Source organism: Hyphococcus sp. D3-15 (assembly GCF_055809375.1).
In genome coordinates, this window is sequence record NZ_CM147910.1 from 3,550,583 (window position 1) to 3,572,876 (window position 22,294).

General features: G+C 55.5%; 13 protein-coding genes, 1 tRNA gene and 1 pseudogene. 12 read left to right on the top strand and 3 right to left on the bottom strand.

What is annotated here, in order from left to right:
* Positions 1 to 2 precede the first annotated feature (2 nt).
* Together AC0L8G_RS17250 and AC0L8G_RS17255 are read right to left on the bottom strand one after the other, a co-directional pair.
* Positions 3 to 1,544, bottom strand: a complete 1,542-nt coding sequence (locus tag AC0L8G_RS17250; RefSeq protein ID WP_473385395.1) for a UUP1 family membrane protein — start codon at positions 1,542 to 1,544, stop codon at positions 3 to 5.
* Positions 1,534 to 2,055: an ATP-dependent zinc protease family protein gene (locus AC0L8G_RS17255; RefSeq protein WP_473385396.1), complete on the bottom strand. Its 522-nt coding sequence runs from the start codon at positions 2,053 to 2,055 to the stop codon at positions 1,534 to 1,536. The genes AC0L8G_RS17250 and AC0L8G_RS17255 overlap by 11 nt, the downstream gene beginning before the upstream one ends.
* Positions 2,056 to 2,307: 252 nt before the next feature.
* Between AC0L8G_RS17255 and glmS the strand changes: the two genes are divergently transcribed.
* Both glmS and galE read left to right on the top strand, forming a co-directional pair.
* On the top strand, positions 2,308 to 4,134 hold the full coding sequence (gene glmS / locus AC0L8G_RS17260; protein ID WP_473385397.1) for a glutamine--fructose-6-phosphate transaminase (isomerizing): 1,827 nt from the start codon (positions 2,308 to 2,310) through the stop codon (positions 4,132 to 4,134).
* Positions 4,135 to 4,366: 232 nt separating this feature from the next.
* The gene (gene galE, locus AC0L8G_RS17265) at positions 4,367 to 5,401 is read left to right on the top strand and encodes a UDP-glucose 4-epimerase GalE (RefSeq protein ID WP_473385398.1); all 1,035 of its coding nucleotides are present in this window, start codon (positions 4,367 to 4,369) and stop codon (positions 5,399 to 5,401) included.
* Here galE and AC0L8G_RS17270 read toward each other — a convergent pair.
* The gene (locus tag AC0L8G_RS17270; RefSeq protein ID WP_473385399.1) at positions 5,398 to 6,366 is read right to left on the bottom strand and encodes a complex I NDUFA9 subunit family protein; all 969 of its coding nucleotides are present in this window, start codon (positions 6,364 to 6,366) and stop codon (positions 5,398 to 5,400) included. The two genes, galE and AC0L8G_RS17270, sit on opposite strands and share 4 nt — an antisense overlap.
* A gap of 170 nt (positions 6,367 to 6,536) precedes the next feature.
* Here AC0L8G_RS17270 and AC0L8G_RS17275 point away from each other — a divergent pair.
* The 10 genes and pseudogenes from AC0L8G_RS17275 (at position 6,537) to brxL (ending at position 22,065) form a co-directional block, all read left to right on the top strand.
* Positions 6,537 to 6,622: transfer RNA gene (locus AC0L8G_RS17275), tRNA-Leu, on the top strand.
* A gap of 204 nt (positions 6,623 to 6,826) precedes the next feature.
* Positions 6,827 to 7,012 (top strand): helix-turn-helix transcriptional regulator, encoded by a 186-nt coding sequence (locus AC0L8G_RS17280; protein WP_473388900.1) that lies wholly within the window; start codon positions 6,827 to 6,829, stop codon positions 7,010 to 7,012.
* 447 nt (positions 7,013 to 7,459) lie between these two features.
* Positions 7,460 to 8,074 (top strand): DUF1819 family protein, encoded by a 615-nt coding sequence (locus AC0L8G_RS17285; protein WP_473385400.1) that lies wholly within the window; start codon positions 7,460 to 7,462, stop codon positions 8,072 to 8,074.
* Positions 8,074 to 8,675: pseudogene (locus AC0L8G_RS17290) on the top strand (DUF1788 domain-containing protein). Before AC0L8G_RS17285 ends, AC0L8G_RS17290 begins: the two are co-directional and overlap by 1 nt.
* A 4-nt stretch (positions 8,676 to 8,679) precedes the next feature.
* The gene (gene brxC / locus AC0L8G_RS17295) at positions 8,680 to 12,210 is read left to right on the top strand and encodes a BREX system P-loop protein BrxC (RefSeq protein WP_473385401.1); all 3,531 of its coding nucleotides are present in this window, start codon (positions 8,680 to 8,682) and stop codon (positions 12,208 to 12,210) included.
* Positions 12,210 to 13,382: an AAA family ATPase gene (locus AC0L8G_RS17300; RefSeq protein ID WP_473385402.1), complete on the top strand. Its 1,173-nt coding sequence runs from the start codon at positions 12,210 to 12,212 to the stop codon at positions 13,380 to 13,382. The genes brxC and AC0L8G_RS17300 overlap by 1 nt, the downstream gene beginning before the upstream one ends.
* Complete coding sequence (locus AC0L8G_RS17305; protein ID WP_473385403.1) at positions 13,379 to 13,930, top strand: hypothetical protein; 552 nt, start codon at positions 13,379 to 13,381, stop codon at positions 13,928 to 13,930. The genes AC0L8G_RS17300 and AC0L8G_RS17305 overlap by 4 nt, the downstream gene beginning before the upstream one ends.
* Positions 13,930 to 17,463: a BREX-1 system adenine-specific DNA-methyltransferase PglX gene (gene pglX, locus AC0L8G_RS17310; protein WP_473385404.1), complete on the top strand. Its 3,534-nt coding sequence runs from the start codon at positions 13,930 to 13,932 to the stop codon at positions 17,461 to 17,463. The genes AC0L8G_RS17305 and pglX overlap by 1 nt, the downstream gene beginning before the upstream one ends.
* Positions 17,456 to 19,954, top strand: a complete 2,499-nt coding sequence (pglZ, locus tag AC0L8G_RS17315) for a BREX-1 system phosphatase PglZ type A (RefSeq protein ID WP_473385405.1) — start codon at positions 17,456 to 17,458, stop codon at positions 19,952 to 19,954. Before pglX ends, pglZ begins: the two co-directional genes overlap by 8 nt.
* Positions 19,955 to 19,965: 11 nt before the next feature.
* Entirely contained in the window at positions 19,966 to 22,065 is a 2,100-nt protein-coding gene (gene brxL / locus AC0L8G_RS17320) for a BREX system Lon protease-like protein BrxL (RefSeq protein WP_473385406.1), read from the top strand.
* Positions 22,066 to 22,294 lie beyond the last annotated feature (229 nt).

Consider the following 22,294-nt stretch of genomic DNA (forward strand, 5'->3'; position numbering starts at 1 on the left):
GCCTAGCCCGCCAGCGCCTTGAAGCGCCATAGTTCAGAAAGTCTCAGCCCGGTATAGCGGCCCATGAGGACGCATAGCCCCATCAGGACCAGGAGCAATTCGGGGAAACGGTACATCACATATTCAATCTGGCCATTGGTCATGGCGAGATAGGTGAGCGCGGCAACCATGACCGAGCCAACCCCCTGTTTGATCGCCTCGCTGGCCGAGTTTTCCTCCCAGACAATGGACATGCGCTCAATGGTCATGGTCAAAATCACCATCGGGAAGAGCGAAATGGAAAGCCCCATCGCCTGATTGGTCTCCGCCATCAGCACGGCGAACCCGCCCATCAGCATGACGATGAAAATCAGCACCACCGCCAGTCGCGGCACCAACAACAATTGCAGCCGTTCCAGATAGAATCGAAGCGCCAGACCAAGGGCGATCAGCAATGAGAACAACAAAACGCCATTGATCAGCGCCGTCTCACGGAACGCAATGCCGATCAGGACCGGCATGAATGTCCCGAGCGTCTTGAAGCCGACAAACTGCCGCAAGAAAACCAGGATTGTGATCCCCAGCGGAATCGTCACGAGCACCTGATAAACAAGCTGGGTCGTGAGCGGCAGGCCGGAAAAACCAACCGCACGGCCAAAGGCGCCCATCGCGCCCGGCGCATTTTCAGCGATATCGGCGGCGGAAGCTTCCTGCGCTTTCAGCGCGATTTGAACATCAAGATTGTCAACGCCCGTCGCATCCACCAAGGGCTCGCCGCCATACCAGATGGTGAAGAACCGCGCCGGCGCGCCATCGGGAAAATAGCGGAAGTCATCTCCGTCAATATGATATTCGAGCCATCGATGGGTTTCATCGCGGCGGCGCGCCTCGGTGAGATAGACCCCGCCGGCGATCCGCGCCGGAACGCCTTGCGAATTCAACAATTGCCGCACCAGTTCAAGCCGGCCAGAAACGCCGCTTTCATCGAGCAATGCAGAAATTTCATCCGCATATTGTTCAACGCCCGCGCGCTCACCAAAGGCCTCGGCGATCGCCAGATCCGCAAAGGACCGGTCATCGGCGGAACGCTGGCGCAGATTGCCGGACCAGACAATAAACGCCTGCCGCTTAACCGGATCAGCTTCAAACGGCGTCACCTGCGCGCTGGATTCGCGAAAGGACAACGGCAAAGGAGTCGATTGCGTCTCGCCCAATGTCTGAGTCGCATAGCGCAGAACCTTTTTGTTCGCCGGATAGCGATAGGTCCACACCGCCTTGCGGTTGCGCGTGCTGGCCTCGCCGACAAGGCTTAATCCGAACGAACCGTTGTAAAACTCTTCTTGCGGGAACGCCCGCTCCACATCGCTCGCCGGAATATAAGCTTCGATCCGCGCCGGTTGATTGCGTCCGTCAAATTCGAGATACAGCTCAAAGTCCCAGAGGGTGGTGCGTTCGCCAGGTGACAGCGGATAGCCCAGTACCGCCGACTTTATCAGAAAAATTGCGAAACCGGCGGCGATCAGGACAAAGCCCAATATGACCGCCTGACTGATTTTAATCTTCATCGGGCAATTCGCATTCTTCTTCGGAAATGAAGGTGCGGCCGGAATCGACCAGGACCCGGTTGGCGAGGAATTCCCGGCCAATCAAAATGTCGTATTCAAAGTCGCCGCGATCCGCGAGGTTGAGCTCCGCTTTGCCCCAGCGGCCGCCGACGCAAAGCGGCAGATGAATAACCGGCCGGCGGATCAGACCGCCGGTCTTTGTTTTGATATTGGCGAAGCGGATCACGTTCTGATCATAGCGAATGGCGCGACCGTCTTTGCCAATAAGGCGGAAGCGCACCCAATTGTCCCGTTCGCCGCGCTTGTAGACCTTCACATTATAGGCGTGCACCGAGCTGGTATCCGCGCCGGTGTCGAGCTTGCCCTTCATTTCAAGGCCGAGATTTCCCACCGCAACATTCTCGATATAGCCGAGCGTGGTGGGCTCGCCGCGCTGTTCTTCCTCGGTTGCGCCGGCGCTTACCGGCGCCAGACCAACCAGGCAAAAACAAATCAAACGCAAGAAATTCATCAATCGCCTCCAGAGGTCGTCCGCCTCACCCTTAATCGGCGAGGAAATAGCAAAGCCGTTCATAAAGTAAATGCAGTCCCCGTGTACAACGGCGCTGCGGCGGCTTAACTAAAGGAAAGGCTGCGCTGCCGGGGGCCTATCCCCGCTCATGGCCGGATTTTTGCTATAGTTAGGCCGCAGTTAACGGATAATGCCGTCCATATGGCGGCTGGACAAGGCGCGAGACAGAGCGAGAGACGGGGCAGACGGAATATGTGCGGGATTATCGGCGTTCTGGGCAATGGCGACGCGGCGCCCCGGATTTTGGCGGGGCTGAAGCGGCTCGAATATCGCGGCTATGATTCCGCCGGGGTCGCCACCATCCATGATGGTCGCCTCGACCGCCGCCGTGCCGCCGGAAAGCTCGGCAATCTCGAGGCTGTCCTCGCGAGCAAGCCCCTGCCCGGCGCCGCTGGCATCGGCCATACGCGCTGGGCGACCCATGGCACGCCGAACGAGACCAACGCCCATCCGCATGCGACCCATCGCGTAGCGGTCGTTCACAATGGCATCATTGAGAATTTCGCAGAGCTTCGCCGCGAGCTTGAAGAAAAAGGCGCCGTCTTCGAATCGGAGACCGACGCCGAAGTCTGCCCGCAACTGATCACCTATTATCTGGAAAACGAAAACCTGGCGCCTGCTGAAGCCTTCAAAAAGGCGATCAGCAGAATGCGCGGCGCTTTCGCATTCGCCGCCATATTCTCGGGCGAGGAAGATCTGATGATCTGCGGCCGCAAGGGCAGCCCGCTCGCCATCGGCCTCGGGGATGGAGAGATGTTCCTCGGTTCGGACGCCTATGCGTTGGCGCCCTTCACCAACCGTGTGGTCTATCTTGAGGAAGGCGACTGGGCGGTCCTTTCTCGCAGCACAATTGAAGTGCGCGATGAATCCGGCGCGAAGGTCACCCGCCCCGAAAAAATTTCGAATGCAAGCCAGGGCCTTGTCGACAAGGATGGCCACCGTCACTTCATGGCCAAGGAAATTCACGAACAGCCGGAAGTCATCGCCCATACGATTTCGCGCTATGTCGATCCTTCGGAAATGAGCGTGCGATTGCCGAAAGGCTCGTTCGATTTTTCCGCGCTGGACCGCCTGACGATTTCTGCGTGCGGCACTGCCTATTATGCGGGCCTTGTTTCCAAATACTGGTTCGAAAAATGGGCCCGCCTGCCGATCGAGATCGATGTGGCCTCCGAGCTGCGCTATCGCGACGTGCCGTGGACAAAAAATGGCGGCGCCCTATTCATTTCACAGTCCGGCGAAACCGCTGACACGCTCGCCGCTTTGCGCGAGGCGCGCGCCAACGGGCAACAAATCGCGACAGTGGTGAATGTCGCGGAATCCTCCATCGCGCGCGAGTCCGATGTGATTTTCCCAATGGCGGCCGGACCCGAAATCGGCGTCGCCTCTACTAAGGCGTTTACCTGCCAGCTCGTATCGCTCGCCTGCATTGCAATTGCCGCGGGGCGTGCGCGCGGCGTACTTTCCGCCGAGGAAGAGCGAGAACTGGTGGGCGGCATCCTGGAGATTCCGCGCCTCGTGTCGGAAGCGTTGAAGCAGAGCGACAAGATCGAAACCATCGCCCGGGACATCGCCAAGGCGACCGGCATTTTCTATATCGGCCGCGGCGTATCCTACCCGATTGCGCTGGAAGGCGCGTTGAAGCTGAAAGAGATTTCCTACATTCACGCCGAGGGTTACGCCGCCGGCGAACTGAAGCATGGGCCGATCGCGCTGATCGACGAAAACCTGCCCATCGCGGTCATTGCGCCGATGGACGCGCATTTTGAAAAGACGGTCTCCAATATGCAGGAGGTCATGGCGCGCGACGGCAAAGCCTTGTTGATCTCCTGCAAAGACGGCATCGCAGAAGCTGGCGGCAAAGCCTGGGCCAGCATTGAAACCCCGAAACCCCACCCGATGCTGTCGCCGATCGTTTACGCGGTTCCAATTCAATTGCTCGCCTATTTCACGGCGACGACAAAGGGCACGGATGTTGATCAGCCGCGCAACCTCGCAAAATCGGTTACGGTTGAGTGAACGCGCAAACAGCGCATCGATCATCGGTCTCAGGAGAACAGCTTTCGCGACCCGCTATGCATATGACGACGAAAAACGACATCGCCAGCGCCAAAGCGGCACGACTTACGCGGGATGAGCAATCCTTGCTGCGCCTGGTGAACTCTGTCGACAAAGCTATGCGCCGGCAAATCGCATCAACCTTGAAAAATTACCACGGCGAACAATTGCGCCGCCACCCGGAGCAGTCATCATGAATGCGCGCATTATCGTCGCTGGCGGAGCCGGCTATATCGGCAGCCATATCTGCGTAGAACTCTTATCGCGCGGCGACTCGCTTCTCATCATCGACGATTTCTCCAACTCTCACCCGCAAGCGGTCGATCGTATTCGTGAATTGGCGAAGGGCGAATTAGAGCTTCTGCAAGCCGACATGGCGGATGAGGCGCAACGCGAAACCATCATCAACGCGGTCAAAGCCTTTAAGCCCGACGGCGCAATCCACCTCGCCGGCCTCAAGGCTGTCGGCGAATCGGTCGCCGAGCCTGCGCGCTATTATCGCGTCAATCTTGGATCAGCGCTGACGCTGATTGCAGCGCTCGAAGCGGCGAACGCCAAGACAATCGTGTTTTCCTCTTCGGCCACCGTCTATGGGGAGACGAACGCCAATCCTGTTGCAGAAAACGGCGCAACCGGCCCGACAAACCCCTATGGGCGAACAAAATTCTTTATTGAGGAAATGTTGAAGGACATTGCGCGCTCTGACCCGGAATGGAAAGCGGTCAATTTGCGCTACTTCAACCCGGTTGGCGCCCATCCATCCGGCCGCATTGGCGAAGACCCAAACGGCATACCCAACAATCTGTTCCCGTTTATCGCGCAAGTCGCGGTCGGCAAACGCGAAAAGCTTTCCGTTTTCGGCGACGACTACCCGACGCGCGATGGGACCGGCGTGCGCGACTATATTCACGTCACTGACCTTGCGCGCGGACACGCCGCAGCGCTCGACTATCTTGCCGATCAAACTGACGGATGCGCGCTTGACGTCAATCTCGGAACCGGCACCGGCTACTCCGTTCTCGAAGCAGTCGCCGCCTTCAAACGCGCGTCCAATCGCGACATCGCATACGCCATCGCCCCACGCCGCGATGGGGACATCGCCGAGATCTACGCCAATCCATCACGCGCGCAAAAACTCTTTCGCTGGCGCGCGGAAAAATCACTGGAAGACATGTGCGCCGACCACTGGCGCTGGCAGAGCCAAAATCCTGAGGGATACAAAGGCTAAGAGGCGTGCTCGGCGAATTGTCCGTAGCGCCGGTAACGCACCATATATGACGGCAGGATAGATTCGACCGTTTCCGCTTCGACGCCAAGATCGGCAAGCGTGCCGACTGCGCCGCTCATATCAACGATATTGTCATGCTTGAGCAGCTTCACCTGATCGCGTGTAAGCGGCGGCTCGACAAATGGAAGCCAGCCGGCGATCTCGCCCCCCATCCCCATCAGGGATGCGACAGGAAACGGAACCGGCGCCAACACACGGCGCTGGCCGGTTTCAGACAACATCAATTCCATCAGTTCACGGAAGGTGTAAATGCTAGGGCCGCCAATCTCATAGACTTTGCCCGCCGCTTCGGGGCGCTCCAGCGCCGCGCAAATTGCATCGGCGGCGTCATCCACATAGACAGGCTGGAACTTGGTTTTGCCGCCGCCGATCAACGGCAATACCGGCGACAGACCCGCCATCGTCGCAAACTTGTTGAAGAACTCGTCTTCCTGCCCAAAAATAATTGACGGCCGGATAATCGTCGCCGTGGGAACCGCTTCGCGCACGGCGCGTTCTGCTTCACCCTTTGACTTGGCATAGAGGCTGTCGCTCTCTTCATCCGCGCCAATCGCCGAGACCTGGATGAAATTTTTGACGCCGGCCTCTGCGGCGAGCTTGGCCACCGTCGCAGCGGCGCGCGCCTGAACCGTATCGAATCGCTGCGCCCCGGATTGGTAAAGCAGGCCCACAAGATTGACGACCGCGTCCGCACCGGTCAGCGCATCGGCGACTGAAGGCTGGTAACGGACATTGCACTGCTTGAGCTGAATCTGCCCCACCGCTCCCATGGTGCGCAGGAACTGGGCGTGATGCGGCCGGCGCACGGCGACCCGCACCCGCCAGCCGCGCCGGGCCAGCTCACGCACCACATTTCGGCCCAAAAAGCCTGATCCGCCAAAGACTACCGCCAGTTTTCCCGTCACGCGCCATCGCCTCCGCCGCTCATCGTCGCGGCCTGTAGAATTGCCTTCATATTCAAGCCTTGGCCCTATCCGAATTTAACGCCGGGGACAATCGCCTCAATCGCCGCGCCGGGGCCTCAACGGCAATTGACATCCAGCCCGCGCGTCCGTAAGTCAGCCCTCCTTCACCTGCCCAGGTGGCGGAATGGTAGACGCGCCAGCTTCAGGTGCTGGTGTCCGCAAGGACGTGGAAGTTCGAGTCTTCTCCTGGGCACCAGAAAAACTTATAACATATTGTTTTTACTGGCAAATTTTTAAAGAAAAAAGCTTGAGCCACCTTTCTACCCCCTCCAAAAATTGCGCAGCAATGTGGAGCTATGTGCCCCGTGACAACCCTCCGCTTTGGCCGCTAGGCTGAGCCCGCCTGGGTATTGTCGTAACCTTGGGCATCGCGATGCTCTTCATTCGTGGAGACATCGTGATGAGGATACTTTCAAAGCGCCAACTGAAGGAGTTGGTCCTTTACTCGCCGCAGCACGTCGCACGCCTGGAACGGGCGGGCCAGTTCCCCAAGCGGGTACAGCTTGGCCCCAACAGAGTGGGATGGGTAGAAAGCGAAGTATTGGATTGGCTGCAACAAAGGCTGGAACGCCGAGAGGCGACCTAACCGACACTCCCGCGAGGGAGCTCAGGGTGACCGGGTGTGCACAACCCGGTCACTCATTTTCTATCGGGCTCGTCGAGTCATTCGGCAACGCTCTTTAACAAAACAACCGCTAAACTCTTGGCTGCGCTTGCCACTTGTATAGCGGAGGCGACGAATCAAGAAATGACTAGTGCGAAATTGCAGTATTAGAAAAATAAGCTGTGGATGTTGGCAAGTTTCGAAAAATTGATGAGCTCGACAATTTAAAGTGCGAGTTGGCGCTTATTATCGACTAGCCAAATAAGGAACGACCAGCGCTACAAAATTCTTTTGCCGAACAAACAGGACATTGGCGCTTTCCTTCAACGCGGCTAGGTTCGATATGAGACATACTGCACGCCGTCCACACGAGCAACAAATAGTGCTGGCCAGCCCCAGCACTGTCAGGCCGGAAAGGTGAATCATTCGATGAAAAAAAATTCACCGCCAGCCTATAAAATGTCGTTTACAGTTGGTGGACTTTTTCTCAATGAAAGTGTCGAGGTGGCGCGGATGAGCCTCTATGAAAAAGATTGGGATGCAACGATCATTCGGGCCTTCGAAGCGGGAATTGTCACCTCCCCCAAAAACGCCTCGCAGCGACGCGCTTTGCGGGAAATCGTGAATCGCATTTCCACTTTATCGCCAATGGAAATCGAGTTTCTCGCAGAGGAGGCAGATCGAACGGATCAGCAGGCCCTGTTATGGATAGCGATTTGTCGAGCCTATAGATTCGCCAAAGAGTTTGTAGCCGAAGTCATCCAGGACCGATTCTTGTCTTATCAGCTCGAGCTGCCACTTGAGAGCTTCGATATATTCTTTAATGAGAAGGCTGAGTGGTGTGATGAGCTGGCGGCAATTAGCCCCTTAACGCGTAACAAGCTGAGGCAAGTTATGTTCCGAATGATGCGTGACGCCAATATTCTTACAGATAAAAACCGAATTCAGCTGACCTATATTTCACCCAAATTGAAGACGATCATCAAGGAAAATGACCCGAAGGAACTGGGTCTGTTCCCCGGTCTCTCAATGGAGGCCCCGTGATATCATCGCAATTGACGTCAAAAGAACGAAGCGAACATCTGTTCAAGGTGGTGACAAGTTCACGATTTCTCTCAAAGCAGGGACTTGGCAATGAAGTACCCTTCTTCATTTGCCCTTATCCGGCACGTGAAGGTCTTTCGATGCATCTCGATCGTGAGGACCTTATCGCCCGCATTCGTCACGCTGGCGTTCGTGTTCTCAATCTCAGTCTCTACGATATGTCGCTGGCCATTTTGGAGGAGCGAGGCGTTCTGGACGAAGTGCTTGCGATAGAAGCGGATACGGACAAGGACGAACTTAACGCGCTGCTTCAGGGAATTCTCGATCCGCAGGCTCACCTGATCCCTCGTATCGGAAAAGCGATCGAAACAGAGGCGCATGATGTAATTTTCCTTTCAGGTGTCGGAGAGGTCTATCCCTATATCCGCTCCCACAATGTGCTCAATAATCTTCAGAGCACGGCAAAAGACAAACCCACCGTTCTTTTTTTCCCGGCGAGTACACCCATGCCTTGGCGACCGGCGCATCGCTCGATTTGTTCGGCCTCCTGCATGACGACAAGTACTATCGAGCCTTCAACATTTTGAACTACGAGGTCTAACCCGATGACCGCCACTTTGAGCGAAATTTTCCTAAAGCCAGTCGATCGCCCGATAGATGGGGTCATCAAGGCGGATGACGAAGCCAGCCTCCGAGTTGAACTGGACGAATATGTCATCACGAGTGAGATAGCGCAGCGGCTGGGTCACTTTCTTGACGCCTATAACAACTACAGTACAGCCAATGGCGTCTGGATCTCTGGTTTTTTCGGTTCTGGCAAATCCCATCTGCTGAAAATTCTCGCGCTTCTGCTCGAGAATAGGGAGGTAGACGGCGTCAGGTCATTCGACATCTTCATCGAGAAACTGAAAGATGACCCAATGCTTGCCGGCGGCCTTCGCAAAGCGGTTTCAATCCCGACCAAATCCATTCTTTTTAACATCGACCAAAAAGCGGACGTCATATCAAAGGCGGATGTCGACGCACTTCTGTCCGTGTTCCAGAAGGTCTTCGACGAGATGTGCGGGTATTACGGCAAGCAACCGCATATTGCTCAGTTCGAAAGGGACCTAGATGAAAGAGGCGTATTGGCAAAGTTCAAGGTGGCATTTGAGCAGACGAAACCTTTCGGGACGCCCAAGAGCAGTCGTTGGGAAGATCGGCGCGACCAAGCCAAATTTGAAGCGGGCAATGTCGCCAGCGCTTTTGCGGCCGCTACCGGCGGAAGCCCAGATGACGCAAAATACATCCTCGATCAGTACAGGGAAGATACTCGGGTCTCGATTGAGGATTTTGCAAAGTCCGTCAAAGCCTGGATCGATAGGCAGGAGCCGAGTTTCCGCTTGAGTTTTTTCGTTGATGAGGTCGGCCAATATATTGCTGACAATGTCAAACTGATGACCAATCTCCAGACGATCGCGGAGAGTCTGAACACAACGTGCAAAGGACAAGCCTGGGTCATTGTCACAGCGCAGCAGGCCATCACCGAAGTCGTTGGCGACAGGACTGCTCAGCAGGAACATGATTTTTCCAAGATACAGGCCCGGTTCGGAATCCGCATGCCCCTCAATTCAGCTGATGTGGCGGAAGTCATTCAGCGGCGTTTGCTTGCGAAGACCGAAGACGGGGAAATCCGGCTGGGTAATCTATACGCGCGCGAAGAGAACAATCTCAAAACGCTATTCGATTTTTCCGATGGATCTTTCAGGTTTAAGCCTTTTTCGGGGCGAGAACATTTCATCGCCAGCTATCCGTTTCCGTCCTACCAGTATGAATTGTTCCAGCGTGCGATTATGGGTCTTTCGCAACACAATGCGTTCGAAGGCAAGCATAGCTCCGTCGGAGAACGATCAATGTTGGGCGTCTTTCAGGAGGTGGCCAAGACGCTGGCGGCGCACAAGTTGGGCGAGCTAGCGACCTTCGACCTCATGTTCGAGGGCATTCGCACGGCGCTGAAATCAGCGGTACAGCAGTCCATACAAATCGCCGAGGGTAACGTAGAAAACCCGTTTGCCGTTCGGGTCCTCAAGGCCCTATTTCTTGTCAAATATGTGAAGGAGTTCAAGCCGTCTGTTCGGAATATCGGCATTCTGATGCTGCCGGAGTTTGAGGCGGACCAGACCAAGCTTCGCCGCGATGTCGAGGAAGCCCTCGCTCTGCTCGAGCGCAATACGCTGATCCAGCGAAACGGCGATGTCTACGAGTTCCTTACCAATGAGGAGAAGGACGTCGAAGCGGAAATTAAGTTGCTACACATTGATCCCGCGGAGCTCGACAAGCAATTTGAGACGCTTGCCTTCGACACTGTGCTAAAGCACCGCAAGATCCGGCACGTCTCTACCGGCGATGACTATCCCTTCAGCCGCAAGCTGGACGACCGCCTGCTGGGTCGGGAATACGAGTTAGCAATCAATATCATTACTCCGTTCAGCGATGATATCGAAGCCCCTGAGGCCGTCCAGAGGCGAAATCTCGTCAGTGAGGAGTTAGCGGTTCTTTTCAAACCGGACTTACGCTTGATCCATGATCTGAGGCTGTTCAAGCAGACCGACAAGTTCATTCGACAGACGCGTGGCGGCGCTTCTCAGCCGGGCCGTGATCGAATTATTGCCGAGAAGGGCGAGCAGAACGCGCGTCGCCTGAAAGACCTTGAGGCGCGCTTGCGAAAGCATTTTGCGGAGGCGCGGTTTTTTGTCCGGGGCAACGAGATCGATGTCGGGGGTGAAGACGCACAGGAACGCGTAGTCAAAGGATTCCAGGCGCTGATCGACAAGATCTATGTCAACCTGCCGATGCTTCGAGGCGTCGTCTATTCCGAAGCTGACATCGCCAAACTAGCAACTCCGGAAGGAGAGTTTTCCGGCGAAATTACAGAGGCAGAGCTTGAAGTGTACAACTTTGTGCAACGACAGGCGGTTCATGGCCAAAAGGTTCCGGCGAAGTACCTTGTCGAACGGTTTGGCGAGAAGCCCTATGGCTGGCCAACAACGGCGACCCTTTGTTTGGCTGCGAGCCTATCTGGGAAGGGTAAGATCGAGGCACGTTCTGACAGCACCGTGCTCGAGCGCGACGACCTCGCCAAGGCCCTGCGCAATTCACAATTGCTCGCGAATATTCTTATTACTCCGCAGGCGGAGTATACGCCTGCGCAATTGCGCAAGGCGAAAGATCTCTACCGGGAGCTGTTCGGAAAACCCGCGGAGGGCGCGGACGCTCGCAGCCTGGGCGCAGAATGGACCGACGCCGTCCGCGAGCTCTCGAACGAACTCGACAAGCTCATGAACCGGGTACGGGATTATCCTTTCCTGTCCGCCCTTGCGCCCTTGGCGACTGACATCGATTCGATTCGCGACAAACCGGCGGCCTGGTACATGACCGAGCCAGCGAAACGGGAAGATGCGCTGGTCACTGCGAAAGAGGACATCCTCGACAAGGTCCGCAGCTTCATGGCGGGGCCGCAGAAGTCGATCTATGACGAAGCGCGCGCCTTCCTCCACGATCAGGAAGGCAATCTCGTTTACGCCGATGCCGCTGGCGTGGCGAAGCTTCGGGACATGCTTGGCTCGCCCGACTGTTACAAAGGCACGGCGATCCAGACGCTGAAGACTGACCTCTATCAGCTGAAGGAAACGCTGGAGCTGCAGCTCCTCAAGGAACGCAAGGCCGCGCGCACGGCAATCGAAGGCTGCCGGACCAAGATCGAGACGCTTGAGGAGTACACCGCACTTAGTGATGCACTGCGCGATGTCATCCGCGGACGGATTGATCAGATGGCGTCCCGCATCAATACGACGCAGCTCATCCCCGTGCTGCGCGATCTCGGCGCGAGCGTGCGTACCTCGCTTATACCGGAATTGCTGGCCGAGATCGAGCGAATGAGGCACCCGGTGCCGCAACCAGCTCCAACGAAGCCGGGTGGGATGGCGGAGGCGACCGCCGCCATGCCACAACCCGCTGCCATGGTCGATGTCGGTCAGATCAATGTGAATTTTGCTAAGCCATATCTCGCCGATGAAGGCGATGTCGACGCCTATGTCGAAACGATGCGCGCGAGCCTGCTTACCGAAATCCGCGCGGGCAAGAAGGTGATCGTGTAATGATTACCGATCTGAATATCGAGAATTTTACGGCTTTTCAGAACGTGCAATTGTCGCTGTCACCGAAAGTCAATGTGATAGTCGGGACTAACGGCACAGGTAAAACACATCTGTTGAAGGCAATATACGGATTAGTTTTAGCTGGGCAGAATGCGGCATCAGGGCAGTCCAAGAAGGATTTTACTGCCGTTACCACGGCAAAGTTCATGCGGGTCTTTTCACCTGACGAGGAAAAAATTGGAAGTTTACACGCCAAGGGTTCTAAAAGCCCTGCCGAGCTTAGCTTGGATACCAGTGGGGGAGCTCGTGTCGCTATCTCCTTCTCAGGCCGTTCCAGCGTTCTGAAGATAATCCGTAGCGGGACCTCCCCTTCTCATGAATCAAAAGCAGTCCTCATTCCAACTAAGGAAGTCTTATCTCTGGTTCGCGGTATGCGTCACCCGGACTTTCACCGCGAAACTGTCGAAAGCATTTTTGATGACGGTTACATAGACCTGGCGACGCTGCTGGCTCGTCCGGATTTCGAAGATGAGACGACGGACTTATCTGAAGACCCAAGGCTTTCGAGCATCATCCGCGAGTTGGTAGACCTCGTTGGAGGCAGGTATCGCTGGCAAGAGGATGGGACGTTTCGATTCGAACCTGGCGTGTACCTCGAAAAGCCACATCCAAACCGTTCGAAATCCAAGACGGCGCAGATGTATCAGGATTCAACCGTCTGGCGCTTCGAGGCCAACGGAAAACAATCATTCTCAAGCGGCATGACGGCCGAGGGGTATAGGAAGATTGGCGTTCTTCACAGATTGCTGTGCAATGGTTCGGTCAATCCAGGCGTGACTGGTCCTCTTTTGTGGGACGAGCCTGAGGCCAATCTTAATCCGAAGCTCATGAAGAAGCTTGTGCAAGTGCTTCTGGAGCTTTCTCGGAATGGGCAACAAGTCGTTCTCGCAACGCACGACTACGTGCTCTTAAAGTGGCTAGATCTCTTAATTGATACTGAAAAGGAAGATCACGTACGCTTCCATGTGCTCTTGCGTGATCCGGATACGGGTAGCATAAAAATGGAAAGTGCCGACAGCTATTCACTGATCTCCAAATCGGCGATTTCCGATACATTTGCTGAGCTGTTCGATGAAGATCTAGAGCGGGCGCTCGGGGACGGTACTTCATGATTCAATACAGAGCGGAACCGAACGCAGACCTCGAATTCACATTCCCGGATGAACTAATCTGGGATGAGCTGGATTGTCAGGGGGTTAAACTTCCAGTGCAGATGAAATTCGTAGATCTTGTTATCGAACGAGACGCTGATGTCTTGTTGGTGGAAGTTAAAGATCCGTCCAACCAGAGAACGCCGCCCGAGGAACGAGATAGATATTTCAAAAGACTGTCGGATAAATCCGTTCTCACTCAGGAGCTGACACCCAAAGCGCGCAGCTCATACACGTTCCTCCACCTTATGGAGCGTGACGACAAGCCATTCAAATACATCGTTCTTCTGGGACTGGAGGCCTATGACTCAGAAAAGCAAAAGGCGTTACTGACCGGCTTCAAGGATCGTTTGCTCGCGGATATCAGATGTGAAACAGATTCACCCTGGAAGCGCCAGCATATAGCAGATTGCGTCGTTTTATCGGTCGAAGCTTGGAACAAGGCGTTCACTGACTGGCCAGTGGCAAGGCTCCCCATCGCAAGAGATGATGAGGGGGCCGTTGCGTAATGGATACCTCAAAACTCAAGAAAGTCGCCCAGTTCGCGCGGCGCTCCCTTTTGGAGCAGGTGGGCGCGAAACTCGATCTCGTGCTCGACCCGGCCAGCACTATGCGGCGGGAACATCCCGAAGCAATTGCGAAGCTCGAATCTGCGGTATCGCATGACGGCAAGGAGCAAGTTATCGAGCGTGCGGCTTACACCTGGTTCAATCGATTTTCCGCGTTGCGATTCATGGATCTGAACGAGCTAAACGCTGTGCGCATTGTGTCCCCGCTGCCAGGGCAGTTCCAACCGGAAATCCTGACCGAAGCGAAAGCAGGAAATCTGGATGAGGTGCTGATCCCTGAGAAAACGCGGCAGGGAGTCAGAGCCTTGCTTGACGGTCGTGTGCCGAGTTCCGATCCGCAAGCTGAAGCATACAGGCTGCTTTTGATGGCCGTGTGCAATTATTGGCACAAGGTGATGCCGTTCCTCTTTGAGCGGATCGACGACTATACAGAACTGCTGCTTCCCGAAGACCTGCAATCCAATGCCTCTATCCTCGCCTACCTGCGCGAGGCTATGACGCCGGATGCCTGTCAGGATGTCGAGATCATCGGCTGGCTCTACCAGTTCTACATCTCGGAAAAGAAGGACCAGGTCTTCGCGGGCCTCAAGAAGAACCAGAAGATCACGGCCGAGAACATCCCCGCCGCGACGCAGCTTTTCACCCCGCACTGGATCGTCCGCTATCTGGTGGAGAACTCGCTGGGGCGGCTCTGGCTGCTCAACCGGCCCCAAAGCCGTCTGGCCGCGCAGATGGACTATTATATCGCGCCGGAAGAGCCCGAGACGGATTTCCTCCGCATCTCCCGCCCCGAAGACATCCGCATCTGCGATCCCGCCGCCGGGTCGGGGCACATGCTGACCTATGCCTTCGACCTGCTTTACGCGATCTACGAGGAAGAGGGCTATGACGCGACCACGATCCCCGCGCTGATCCTAACGCACAACCTGACCGGGGTGGAGATCGACGACCGCGCGGGGGCGCTCGCCGCGTTTGCGCTGGCGATGAAGGCGGCAGCAAAGCTGGGGCGGCGGCGATTTTTGCGGATGGAGATTAATTCTGGTTCGGGGCCCGACATCTGCGTGTTGCAGAACGTGGCGTTTACCGATGCCGAGATGCAGGACGTGGCCGCCGTGGTGGGCAAGGATCTGTTCACCGATGAGCTGCGCGAGACGCTGGGCCAGTTCGAGCAGGCCAAAAACTTCGGCTCGCTGATCATGCCTAAGCTGCGCGACCCGGCAGAGACGCTGAAGGTGGTGGAGGCGCGGGATTTCGGTGGGGATCTGATGTTGCGCGAGGTGCAAGAACGCGTTGTGGCCGTGCTGCGCATGGCCGAGGCGCTGTCGCCGAAGTATCATGTGGTGGTGGCCAACCCGCCGTATATGGGTGGGAAAGGGATGAATCCGCGCCTTAAGAACTGGCTTAAGCAAGAGTTCCCCGCTGGAAAGTCTGATCTGATGACATGCTTCATGGAGCGATGCTTCAGTTTGAGTTTGGCAAATGGCTACTGGTCAATGATCAACTTGCCTTCGTGGATGTTCTTGGGAACCTATGAAGGCATCAGACAGCATCTCTTAACAAAACAACGCGTGACCAGTCTCCTTCAGCTTGGGCGTGGTCTTTTCGGTCCAGATTTTGGAACCGTGGCGTTCACGGTTCAAAGCGCGCAGCCCAAGAATGATACTACAGCGGTGTACCGTCGACTCTTTGAAAATCAGGTGAATGTCCGAAAGCCCGAAGAGATCGAACGGCTTTATTTGAAGTTCGACTACAACTCGTTTCGCACCTATCAACGTGACCTGCTTCGAATTCCGAGCACTCCGATGGCCTATTGGCTTAGCGATAAGTTCACTTCGACCTTCTCGGACAATGCCTCATTCAATGAATATTTCACAGCAAAACAAGGCCTTGCGACAGGGAATAATGACCGGTTTGTTCGTTTTTGGCATGAACCAGCTTGGTGCAAAACGGATTGCACCCAAAAGCTGAGCGATGATTTCAACTCAACGAAAAAGTGGTTTCCTTATAGCAAGGGCGGCGAAGCTCGAAAGTGGTATGGCAATCATGATCTTCTGATCAACTGGGAAAACAACGGCGAACCACTCAAAGAGTTCAAGGACGACGATGGAAACCGGCTCTCAACTCTCAAGAACCTTGCCTTCATGTTTAGGCCCGCCATCACCTGGAGCCTAACATCGATAAGCGGCATTCTATGCACACGGTTCAGGCCAAATGGCTTTGTTTTTGATACGAATGGAATGTCCGCATTTTCGTTGACTGATGAAGTGACGGAAGAGTTCGGCGTCGCTCTATTGAACTCACGTTTTGCGCAAGAAACGCTGAAGGTGTTGAACCCAACCATGGCTTTCCAAAGCGGAGACATTGATCGCGTTCCAGTTCCTAGGGGAGTTAATAATCTAAAGGAGAAGACTCCAGCATCGGCCTTGGTCAGAAATACTAAATCCGACTGGGACGCCTACGAAACCTCTTGGGATTTCACAACGCTCCCGCTGCTCCAATCCGACCACCGTGCCGAGACGCTGGAGGACAGCTACGCCACCCTCCGCGTCCACTGGCAGTCCATGACGGACGAGATGCAGCGGCTGGAAGAAGAGAACAACCGCATCTTCATCGACGCCTATGGTCTGCAGGACGAGCTGTCCGCTCAAGTGCCGATCGAGGAGATCACCCTGACCTGCAACCCCGCCTATCGCTATGGTGGAAAGGCCAGTGAGGCCGAGCGGGAGGTTCGCTTGCGCGCCGACACCATGGCCGAGTTCCTCTCCTACGCCGTTGGCTGCATGTTCGGCCGCTACAGCCTCGACGCTGAGGGCCTGATCCTCGCCAATCAGGGCGAAACGCTGGCCGACTACCTCGCCCGCGTGCCGGAGCCAACATTCATGCCCGACGAAGACAACGTCATCCCCGTACTCGACGCCGACTGGTTCCCCGACGACATCACCGAACGTTTCCGCCTGTTCCTGCGCACCACCTTCGGCGAGGCGCATTTCCGCGAGAACCTGCGCTATATCGAAGACGCACTTGGCAAAGAGATCCGCAAATACTTCACCAAGGATTTCTATGCAGACCACGTCAAGCGCTACAAGAAACGCCCAATCTACTGGATGTTCTCCAGCCCCAAGGGCACGTTCAACGCGCTGATCTACATGCACCGCTATCAAAGCGACACGGTATCGATTTTGCTCAACGACTATTTGCGCGCCTTCGTCATTAAACTCGAAGGGGAGCGTAAGCGGCTGGAACAACTCTCAGACGATGGTGGCGCCAGCCAGGCGCAGCGCACCAAGGCACTGAAGGACGTCGCGAAAATCGCCACGCAACTCGATGAGCTGAACGAGTGGGAGCGCGACGTGATCTTCCCGCTGGCGCAGCAAAAGATTGAGATCGACCTCGATGACGGCGTGAAGGCCAACTATCCAAAATTCGGCAGCGCCCTGAAGAAAATAGCAGGATTGGAGGCGAAAGATGAATGATCGCCTCCACGCCAGCCTCGCGCGCATGTTCGACGAACACCGCATCATCTTCTGGTATGATCGCGACCGCGACATGCGTGAGGCGTTCGAGTCTTTTGCACACGATGATGTCGAAAAGATCGAGATCGCCAATAATGAGTTCGGCCTGAAATACCGCATACTGCGGCAGGAGCCGAAGCGGCGGTTCCTTCTCTACAAGGACGGACCGGAACCGCCGATGGCGGAGAACTGGCTGCTCGATGTGCAGCTCGCCACGTCGGTGTTCAAGGCCGATCAGGCGGCGATCTGGCTCGCGGAACTGGGTCTGCCAGCCAAGTTCGAAACCGTAGTGCGCGAGCATATGGAATTCTTCCGCGCTAAGACTCGAGTGGAAGCGCTGAAGAAGCTTGCCGATCCGCGCGACACAGCGATCCGTTTGCGACTGCGGATGCTTGCGGTCTGCGCGGGCGCAGAAGATGGTTTTGACACAGTAATCGAGGGGTTGCTGGGCGAGCTTGCTGAGAGCCGCGATGACGGCCTGCGGCTGATTGAACGGGCTGGACTCACCAAGTTCTTCTGGACGCAGTTGGGCCAGCTCTACGGCTACGAGAGCGACGAGCCGGATTTTGAAGACTTCGCCATCGCGCTGTTTCAGTCAGCCTATGGCCGCGCCCTGCAGGAGGACGGAAAGCTCAATACCGAGGCGGCGCTACTCTTCTCCCGCTGGAAAAACAATCGCACCTCGCTTGAGTCCTTCGGCACGCTGTCATCGCGTTATCAGGCTGTGCTGCGCATCGAAGACGATGTGAAGTCGCGTGACTTCCGCGATCTCGTCGCTACCGATCATTTCGAAGAGATCGACCGATACATTATCCGCTCATTGGTGCACGCCATGTCGACCCAGACCGTGAGCGCGGCGGATGTGCTGGGCTGGGTGCGCGCCCGTCGCCAAAGCCACTGGTATGGGACGTATGAGGACATCTATCAGGCGATCGCCTTCGCAACGGAATTCCAACAGGCGCTGGCGGAAGCGGACCTACGCATGACCTCGCCGGAAGAAGGCGTAAAGCGTTATGTGTCGAGCTGGTATCGGCTCGATCAGCTCTACCGAAAATTTCTCTTCCACTTGCAGCGCAGCGGTCAGCCGTCTCTCTTGGCGGAACTGTTCGAAGCCGTCGAAAACCGCTACGCGAATTCCTTCGTGCTCGCGGTCAATGACGCCTGGCAGGATCAGGTAAATAAACTGCAGCAATGGAGCATCCCGAGTTATGGCCGGCAGCTTGATTTTTATAATGACCATGCCGCTTCATATCGCCGGAAAGACCAAAAGGTCGTCGTCATCATCTCGGATGCATTACGTTATGAGGTCGCCGAAGAAACGTTGCGCGAGATTCGCAAGCTCAACCGTTTTGATGCCGATCTCAGCGCCATGATTGGGGTCTTGCCAAGCTATACGCAGCTCGGGATGGCCGCGTTGCTGCCGCATGGAGAACTCTCTTTCAAGGGCGATGGCGCGCTGGTGCTCTCTGATGGCGAGGAAACCAGCGGACTCGCCGCGCGTGGCAAGCTACTTGCCAAGGGCCGCAAAGGCGACCGGAGCAAAGTCATCTCCTTCGAAGACATGATGAATATGCGTTCGGACGAGGGAAAGGAACTCTTTCGAGATCACGACATCGTTTATGTCTATCACAACCATATCGATGCGATTGCCGATAAGGCTGCGACAGAGGATCGCCTACCAGAAGCGGCGCAAAAGGCGATTGAAGATCTGACCTTACTGGTCCGCAAGCTGACGTCGGCGAACTTTTCGAACATTCTGATCACCGCCGATCATGGCTTTCTCTATCAGCACCGCCCACTCGATGAGACGAGCTATTCGATCGCCGATCCGCAGGGCGACGGGATCATCGTCAAAAATCGCCGTTTCGTTATCGGGCGCGGGCTGAAACCGACGCCGGGCATGACGATGTTTTCAGCTGAACAGCTTGGCCTATCTGGCGACATGGACGTGCTGATCTCAAATTCGATCAATCGATTGCGTCGGCAGGGCGCCGGTGCCCGTTTCGTGCACGGAGGGGCAACGCTACAGGAAATCGTCGTACCGGTGCTCCGCGTTGGAAAAAGAAGAGAGGCCGACATCGCTGCGGTTGATATTCAGATCATCGTCTCCGGCCGCAGCTTGATTACATCCGGACAGATCGCCGTTGCACTGTATCAGGCACAGGCCGTTTCGGAGAAAATCCAGCCTCGCGAACTGCTAGCGGGAATCTATGCGCTCGACGATACGCTCATCTCCGATGAGCATCAGCTGACATTCGATTTTGTGTCGACCAATGCGCGCGAGCGCGAAATGCCATTAAAACTCCTTCTGTCTAGGGAAGCGGACCGATACAATAATCAGGAGGTTGTGCTGAAATTGCGCGAGCGCGTCGGCAAAACTTCTCACTACCAGGATTATGCGACCCACGGCTTCCAGCTGCGGCGCGGGATCACAACAGATTTCGATTTTTGAGGGGAAGGCCCATGACGGCGCTTGACGACAAGATCAATGAACATTTTGCCGGGTTCGTTGTGCGCAAAGACCTGGTCAAGGCGGTCAAGGGCAACGCGATTGTTCCGACCTATGTGCTGGAATATCTGCTCGGACAATATTGCGCAACGGACGACGAAGCTTCGATTGCGACGGGCATCGAAACCGTCAAGGACATCCTGCGCATGCATTATGTGCATCGCAGTGAGTCGCGACTGATCCAGTCCACGATCCGCGAAAAGGGGCGCTACAAAGTCATTGACCAGGTCAGCGTCGCGTTGAACGAAAAGACGGACAGCTACGAGGCAGTTTTCGAAAATCTCGGCATCAAGAAAGTCGCCGTCGATAGCGGCACGGTGAAGGCGCATCCGAAACTGCTTGTCACCGGTGTCTGGTGTATCGCCGACGTCCAGTACGAGTTCAATGACGATGCGAGAATCTCGCCTTGGATTCTGGAGGTGATCAAGCCAATCCAGATCGCGAAGGTCGATTATGATCAGTATCGTGGGCTTCGTGAAAAATTTTCCACTGACGAGTGGATCGACATGCTCATGCAAAGCATCGGCTTTAATCCAGAAGCATTCGGACGCCGCAGCAAGCTTCTTCAGTTGATGCGCCTCATCCCGTTTTTGGAGCGCAACTACAACATCATCGAGTTGGGCCCCAAGGGGACAGGCAAGTCGCACATCTATTCCGAGTTTTCACCGCATGGTCAGCTCATCTCCGGGGGTGAAGTGAGCGTGCCGAAGCTTTTCGTGAACAACGCCAATGGCCGGATTGGTCTGGTGGGATACTGGGACGTCGTCGCCTTTGACGAATTTGCGGGTCGCGAAAAGACGGCGAACAAAGCCCTTGTCGACATCATGAAAAACTATATGGCGAACAAAACATTTTCACGGGGCATTACCCCCATGGGAGCCGAAGCAAGTTTCGTCTTTGTCGGCAATACTGATCATAATGTTCCGTACATGCTGAAGAACAGCGACCTACTCGAAGCTTTGCCGCCGCAATTTCACGACTCCGCCTTCATCGACCGTTTGCACGCCTATCTGCCAGGATGGGAGGTGGACGTCATCCGCAGCGAAATGTTCACCAGCGGCTACGGGTTCATCGTGGACTATCTTGCCGAGATCCTCCGACATCTTCGCTCCGAAGATTTCGCGAACCGGCTGGATGAATATTTCCGTATCAGTCAAAAGATTTCGACCCGCGATCGGGACGCCATCTACAAAACGATGTCTGGTTTCCTGAAACTTATCTTCCCGGCTGGAGGCCAATCGGAAGACGAGGTCGAGGAATTGTTAAGGCTCGCCATGGAGAGCCGAAAGCGGGTGAAAGATCAGCTGGCGCGGATCGACAGCACTTATCCGGAAGTTGATTTTCATTATTTAGGGAATAATGGCGAAAAGCGCCAAATCGCGACGGTGGAAGAACAGGAGTATCCACAGTTTTACTATAAGGGCCAATCGCCTGATGCTACGGCGAAGCCATCACTCCTGAAGGGCAGCGACACAACCGATGGTGCGCGCCCAATAGAAGCAATGGCGGAAACGACGGCTGTCGATAGCGTTTCAAAGAATCCACCTTCCGATGAATTGACAGAAGGACACCACGAATTCGCCGAGAACCGCAAAGGCTTAAGTTACGACAAACTTTTCGGGCCCTATATCACCGGCGCCGAGCGCATCGTCGTCACTGATCCCTATATCCGCTTGTTCTATCAGACCCGAAACATGATGGAATTTGTTGAAATGGTGATTAGGAGAAAAGCTCCCGAAGATCAGGTCGCGATTCATCTTGTCACAGGGTCTGACGATGGGAACATTGCGCGTCAACGAGAACTTCTCGATTCCATCACGACAGCTTGCACCGGCACGGGGATAAGTTTCAGCTGGGCGTTCGACACTTCAGGCACTGCGCATGCCCGCGATATCGTTACGGACACCGGTTGGAAGATTGTACTTGATCGCGGCTTGGACATTTTCCAGCCGCCGATCAAGACGGAAGGATTTGCGCTCGGAGACCGGCTGCAGGAGCATCGGATGCTCAAGAACTTCTATGTCACTTACGTTCGCGAGGCCCAGCCGAGTTAGGCGTTTCGACACTTACGTGCACCCTTCCAAGAAGGCCATATGTGTCTCGAGGTCTTCTGCATTTCTACTGGTAAGATCCCCAGAGTGCAGTATCCCCATTAATCCTCAATTTCGATCCCCATTCATACATAATCATCATCGCTCACTGTAGTGCTGTTTTCGATCGCTGATTACGTGACTTCATAGCCCTTCAAGCTATGAATCCGGTCCCGCGGGGCCTGGAGCAGGT

Bases quoted from the DNA above. Each gene is read 5' to 3' on its own strand.
- AC0L8G_RS17250 (WP_473385395.1), bottom strand. From the start codon at position 1,544: ATGAAGATTAAAATCAGTCAGGCGGTCATATTGGGCTTTGTCCTGATC.
- AC0L8G_RS17255 (WP_473385396.1), bottom strand. From the start codon at position 2,055: ATGAATTTCTTGCGTTTGATTTGTTTTTGCCTGGTTGGTCTGGCGCCG.
- glmS (WP_473385397.1), top strand. From the start codon at position 2,308: ATGTGCGGGATTATCGGCGTTCTGGGCAATGGCGACGCGGCGCCCCGG.
- galE (WP_473385398.1), top strand. From the start codon at position 4,367: ATGAATGCGCGCATTATCGTCGCTGGCGGAGCCGGCTATATCGGCAGC.
- AC0L8G_RS17280 (WP_473388900.1), top strand. From the start codon at position 6,827: ATGAGGATACTTTCAAAGCGCCAACTGAAGGAGTTGGTCCTTTACTCG.
- AC0L8G_RS17285 (WP_473385400.1), top strand. From the start codon at position 7,460: ATGAAAAAAAATTCACCGCCAGCCTATAAAATGTCGTTTACAGTTGGT.
- brxC (WP_473385401.1), top strand. From the start codon at position 8,680: ATGACCGCCACTTTGAGCGAAATTTTCCTAAAGCCAGTCGATCGCCCG.
- AC0L8G_RS17300 (WP_473385402.1), top strand. From the start codon at position 12,210: ATGATTACCGATCTGAATATCGAGAATTTTACGGCTTTTCAGAACGTG.
- AC0L8G_RS17305 (WP_473385403.1), top strand. From the start codon at position 13,379: ATGATTCAATACAGAGCGGAACCGAACGCAGACCTCGAATTCACATTC.
- pglX (WP_473385404.1), top strand. From the start codon at position 13,930: ATGGATACCTCAAAACTCAAGAAAGTCGCCCAGTTCGCGCGGCGCTCC.
- pglZ (WP_473385405.1), top strand. From the start codon at position 17,456: ATGAATGATCGCCTCCACGCCAGCCTCGCGCGCATGTTCGACGAACAC.
- brxL (WP_473385406.1), top strand. From the start codon at position 19,966: ATGACGGCGCTTGACGACAAGATCAATGAACATTTTGCCGGGTTCGTT.